The following is a 5,617-nucleotide window of genomic DNA, read 5'->3' on the forward strand; positions in this document are numbered from 1 at the left end:
CGAGAAGCCGTCGAACTCCTCCTCCCACTCGTCGGGATACAGCGAGACCTCGTCCAGGGCCCAGGCCTTGATCCTCCGGCTGACCTCCTCGCCTTCGGGCCGGGCCGGGGCCCTTTCGTTTTCCGGCCGGAACGAGACCCGTCCGGCAGCGAACCGCAGGAGGACGTCCCATGGCCGGTGAGAAGGCCGACGTCAAGCATTTCGACCTCAAGCAGATGGAGAACTTCCGGGACAACGAGGTGCAGCCGGTGTACACGGCTGCGAAGAAGCACCGGGACGACGGCGACGGTGAACACATCCGGCCGCTCGGGGACCTCGTCGACGGGCACACCACGCCCGACAACCTCGCTCAGGACAAGCAGCTCCTGCGCATCGGCAAGATGGTCACCGACCCCCTGGTGTCGGGGCCGAAGCTGATCGAGGGCGTCCGCACGGCGGCCGAGGCCATCGACAAGCTCCTGGGCGACCAGATGGACCTCTTCAAGGAGCTCAAGGAAGCGCTCACGGACACCATCGAAGAGGCCAACAAGACCAAGGACAAGAACCTCGACGCGATCGACGCGCAGACGCTGCTGCAGACGTTCGAGGAAGTCGACACGCTCACCAGCGGTTCGACGGGCGAGGAAAGCACCTGAGACCGTCACGCCCGTGCCCGTCGGCGCTCCCGCCGCCGGGCCGATCCGTGTGACAGACGTCCCTCCCCGCGACCGCACGAAGACGCCGTGCGCCGACACGTACGACAACTGACCAGAAAGGGTGCCCGGTGGCCGATCGGTACGATCCAAACTCCCAGGAGAACCTGGACAAGTTCGACGGAGCTGCTGATCCGTCGAGCGACACCTGGGCCTCTCTGGTCACCCACATCACCGGCTACCCGGTACCGGACCGCACCACCGTCTTCGACACGCTCCGTTCCGACCACGGCGGCAAGCTCTTCCGCATGGACATCAAGGAGCGCAGCCTCGGCCTGCTCGTCAAGGATTCGGGCTTCCTGACGAACACGGGCGAGGACTACGACATCTGGTTCTTCGACAGCGGCAAGAAGTCGTCGATCAAGCAGGCGAGGATCGTCTTCGAGGGGCGTGTGAAGGCCGGCGACGAGATCATCTTCGCCGGCCCGGGCTCCGACAACGTCAACGACGCCCAGGTCCGTGAAGGCAACGAGTTCACGGACTACAACAAGGACAAGATGAGCACGGTCGCGCTCGCCCGCTACATGAACGGGCCGCGGGCGGCGCTCATGGAGCTGCTGCGGGGCAGCACGGCGGACGCGCGCTTCAGCAACCTGGGCGTGCCCGGGGCCGACGTGGTGGACCTCAAGTCCTTCGACACCACCGGGGAGTCCTTCGACTTCGCGGCGAAGTTCTTCCGGGACCACGCGGTGGTGCTGAAGGACTGGGAGGACCGTTTCAGCCGCGAGGACGCGAGCTGGAAGGGCGAGGCCGCCGAGGTCTTCCGCAGCCTGCTGAAGAAGGTCCGGGAGAACTACGACAACTACGTCGAGACCTTCGACTCCTCGGCCGGCACCGGGGACGAGGCCGGTACCGGCGGCACCGTGTACTCGCGTGCGCTCTCGCTGGGCCGCGGCTATCTGGAGGACTCCGCCACCAAGCTCCTGGAGGCGTGGCTGGACTGGGCCAACTCCTCGTACTACGACCCGCACCAGGTGCTGCGCTACGTCCTGGACGAACTGGCCCAGTGGGTGGACGCGAACAACGTCGCCAAGACGGACATCAAGTCGTACACCAGCCGCTACTCCACCACCGTCACCCACAGCCCGCAGGCGGGCTTCACCCAGACGCACCCGGAGTACGGCGACCTGAACGACATCGCCAACTGGGCGAAGGTCGGTGACAAGGCCGCCAAGATCTGGACCCAGGGCGTCGACGAGTACCTGGGCAAGCCGGCCGCCACGGTGCAGTCCGCCCTGAACAACCACTTCCTGGAGCTGGGCGAGGACTTCTCCGACAACGTGCCCAAGCCGAAGTCCACCAGCACGGCCTCGGAGGAGTACGAGGAGAAGAAGCTGGAGGAGGAGAAGGAGGAGATCAAGAAGGAGAACGAGGAGAACAAGAGGTACCAGGACGAGCTGCGCGAGGAGCAGAACAAGCAGCGCGAGGAGGACAAGAAGTACCAGGACGAGCTGCGTGAGGAGCAGCGCCTGCAGCGCGAGGAGGACAAGCGCCTCCAGGACGAGCTGCGCGAGGAGCAGAACAAGCAGCGCGAAGAGGACAAGCAGTACCAGGACGAGCTGCGCGAGGAGCAGAAGCAGGAGCAGGAGGAGGCCAAGCGCCTCCAGGACGAGCTCCGCAACGAGCAGAACCAGCAGCGCGACGAGGACAAGCAGTACGCGGAGAATCTCCGCGAGGAGCAGAAGCAGGAACAGGAAGAGGCCAAGCGCGAGGCGGAGGCCCAGCAGAAGGCCGTCACGGAGAGCCTCGGCGGGCTCAACGACCCCAACGCGGTCACCACGCAGGACCTCGGGAACCTGGACAGCCTGCTCAACGAGAAGCCGGTCACCGAGAGCCCCGGCAACCTGAACCTCGGCGGCGGCGAGGACAACCAGCAGGGCCCGGCCACGGTCGCGCAGAACCTCGGGAACCTCGGATCGCTCAACAACGGCCCGGCCGGATCGAACAAGTCCCTCAACGACGCCAACCAGGCCATCACCCAGGACCTCGGCAACCTCGGAGGCCTGAACGACAGGAACGGCGCGTCGCTCGACACGCCCACCGGCGGCAACAGCCGGCTCGACGGCAACGGGCTCACCACGGACTTCCCCGACGGCAGCAGCAGCACCTTCGACCCGGACAGCGGCACGGTCACGACCACCCATCCGGACGGCAGCATCACCACCCAGAACCTGGGCGACGGCACCCGGGTGACCAACCCGGACGGTTCAGTCACCTCGCTGGGCGACGACGGCAAGCTGACCACCACGTTCCCCGACGGCAGCACCCAGGTCGTCGACCCCTCGACCGGCCAGGCCGTCACCACCGACCCCGACGGCCGGACCACCACCCAGGACCTCGGCAACCTCGGGAACCTGAACGGCGGGAACAGCGCCTCGCTGGACACGCCCACCGGCGGCAGCAGCCGGTTCGACGGCGACGACCTGACCACCCGCTTCCCCGACGGCAGCAGCAGCACCTTCGACCCGGACAGCGGCACGGTCACGACCACCCTGCCGGACGGCAGCGTCACCACCCAGAACCTGGGCGACGGCACGCAGCTGACCAACCCGGACGGTTCGGTCACCTCGCTCGGCGACGACGGCAAGCTGACCACCACGTTCCCCGACGGCAGCACCCAGGTCGTCGACCCCTCGACCGGCCAGGCCGTCACCACCGACCCCGACGGCAGGACCACGACCCAGAACCTCGGTAACCTCGGGGGCCTGAACGGCGGCAACGACGGGAACGGCCTCGCGGACCTCCAGCGCATCGGCGATCTGAACACCGAGTCGCCCGGGGACCTGGGCAGGCTGGACGACCTCGGCGATCTCGGCAACCTCAACGCCGACGCGTCCGGTCTGGAGACCCCGACGGGCGGGCACACCTCGCTGGTGAACGACGACTTCGCCACCACCTTCTCGGACGGCAGCAAGGGCGTCTTCGACCCGGACACCGGCTCGTTCACCCTGACGAGCCCCGACGGCTCCAGTGTGACCACCGACCTCACCCACGGGGCGACGGTGACCAACCCGGACGGCTCCACCACGCGCCTGGACAACGGTCAGCTGACGAACAGCTTCCCGGACGGCAGCAAGCAGATCATCGACCCGGAGACCGGCATCGCGACCGTCACCGACCCGCAGGGCCGGACCGAGACGATCGACCTGCACGATCTCAACACGGGCGGCAGGGACACGTCGAGCATCCTCGACGACCTCACCCGCTCCAACGGACTCGGCAACCTCGGCGATCTGAACACCTCCAACGGCATCGGCGACCTCGGCGGCGGCGGGGGCGGCGGCACCACCACGGACGTGCCGCTCTCCGACCTGAACCTCGACACGAACCAGACCGCCACCAGCGCACTCGGCGGGGGCCTCTCCGACAACGGCTCCCTCGGGCCGGGCAGCAACGGCGTGGTCGATCCCCTCGGGGACAGCTCCACCGACGGCACGGCCACCCCGCCCGGTTCCCAGGCCCCGCCCGGATCTCCGGGCGCTCCCGGCACACCGGGCAGCCCCGGCATGCCGATGGGCGGCGGCATGGGCGGCATGGGCGCCGGCGGAGGGGAGAAGGGCAACGGCGAGCGCGTGCGCTCGGTCCTGGTCGACGCGGCGGAGGAGAGCCAGCGCCGCAACCGCCGGCGCCGCAGCCCGTGGAACCGGCAGGAGGACAGCGACACCTTCCTGGCCCCCGCGCCCCGGGTGGCGACCACCGGAGGCAACGACACCTCCGAGGAGGAGACCGAACCGAGCCGCCGGACCACCACGTCGGCCGACTTCCTGGAGGAGGACGCGGACGTGTGGGGCACCGAGGAGGGCGGCACACCGTCCGTCATCGGACGATGACGGACGTCCGGATCCGCCCCGTGCGCGGGGCGGAGACGAACGACACCCGGATCCGACTTCCGTATCGGTGCCTCCACCAGGCAAGATCGACACAGTCGGCGACCGACCGGGTGCCGGACCGGACGCACCGGCCGGGACGTCCGGACGGGCGAAGCGGCCCAGACCGACGGGACAGAGGGGAGCGGGCGTGACGGAACCGATGGAGAAGCGCCTGGAGAAGGCCATGGCCGAGCTCCAGGCCGCCCAGGAGGCGGTCGCGCGCACGGAGCGCGAACTGCGCAACGCGTCGTTCTCGGCGCTCTCCTCCGACCGCGCGGTGCGCGCCACCTCCGGGCCCCAGGGCGAGCTCGCCGGGATCGAGTTCCTGGAGAACAAGCACCGCGACATGTCTCCGCAGGAGCTGGCCGCCAGCGTCCTGGAGGCGGCCGGAGCAGCGCGCCTGAAGATGAATCGGCACGTGATGAAGGCGATGGCGCCCTTCGCCGAGCCCAGCAGCGACGTGCCCGAGCTGAAGGGCTTCGAGCTGGACTGGGAGCGCATCTTCGGCCCCGAGGTGCTGCGCGACGACGAGGACGCGACGCGTGACACCCCCGCCACACCTGCCTGGCGGGACGCACTCGGCGAAGAGGGAGGGGACTGAGGATGGGACAGCGCTACTACGCGGATCCGCAGCGCATCGAGGCACTCACGAAGCAGCTGGAGGAGATCGGCACCCTCACCAGGAGCATGACCGAGGAGTTCCTCGACGGGCTGGCGCCGACCGTGAACTGGCCGGGCACCGAAGGTGAGTTCGCGGAGAAGGCCAAGCCGCAGGAACAGAAGGAGCGGCAGACCACCAAGGACACCATGCTGTCGATCCGCGACGCCCTGGTGAGCATCACCGACGCCACGCTCGGTCAGGTCCGGATGATGAAGGACACCCGCGACCACAACATCGAGCAGGTCGAGAAGGGCACCAACCGCATCGACACCGACGGCATCGGCGACGGTGTCGGCGGGCATGGGCGCCGCTGACCTCCGCGCCGCAGGCCGCTCCCGCACCACGCCGGGAGCGGCCGCTCCGTCGTGCCCCGACGAGCCCCGGGGCGGGCTCCG

4 protein-coding genes are annotated in these 5,617 nt (G+C 68.8%); all 4 read left to right on the forward strand.

The annotated features are described in order from the left end of the window. Positions 1–170: 170 nt before the first annotated feature. Positions 171–635 carry a type VII secretion system-associated protein gene (locus ABZ172_RS13020; protein WP_356883261.1) on the forward strand — a complete coding sequence of 155 codons (465 nt, stop codon included), beginning with the start codon at positions 171–173 and terminating at the stop codon, positions 633–635. Between the two features lie 128 nt (positions 636–763). Then, the gene (locus ABZ172_RS13025; RefSeq protein WP_356883263.1) at positions 764–4,522 is read left to right on the forward strand and encodes an AAWKG family protein; all 3,759 of its coding nucleotides are present in this window, start codon (positions 764–766) and stop codon (positions 4,520–4,522) included. Positions 4,523–4,709: 187 nt separating this feature from the next. Further along, entirely contained in the window at positions 4,710–5,162 is a 453-nt protein-coding gene (locus ABZ172_RS13030) for a YbaB/EbfC family nucleoid-associated protein (protein ID WP_356883265.1), read from the forward strand. Positions 5,163–5,164: 2 nt separating this feature from the next. Then, positions 5,165–5,536 (forward strand): hypothetical protein, encoded by a 372-nt coding sequence (locus tag ABZ172_RS13035; protein WP_356883267.1) that lies wholly within the window; start codon positions 5,165–5,167, stop codon positions 5,534–5,536. Positions 5,537–5,617: the final 81 nt, after the last annotated feature.

This window comes from Streptomyces sp. NPDC006296, assembly GCF_040613235.1.
Classification (GTDB): Bacteria; Actinomycetota; Actinomycetes; order Streptomycetales; family Streptomycetaceae; genus Streptomyces.

What these genes read in the sequence shown, in the direction of transcription:
- ABZ172_RS13020 (WP_356883261.1), top strand. Translation starts at nt 171, where the DNA reads ATGGCCGGTGAGAAGGCCGACGTCAAGCATTTCGACCTCAAGCAGATG.
- ABZ172_RS13035 (WP_356883267.1), top strand. Translation starts at nt 5,165, where the DNA reads ATGGGACAGCGCTACTACGCGGATCCGCAGCGCATCGAGGCACTCACG.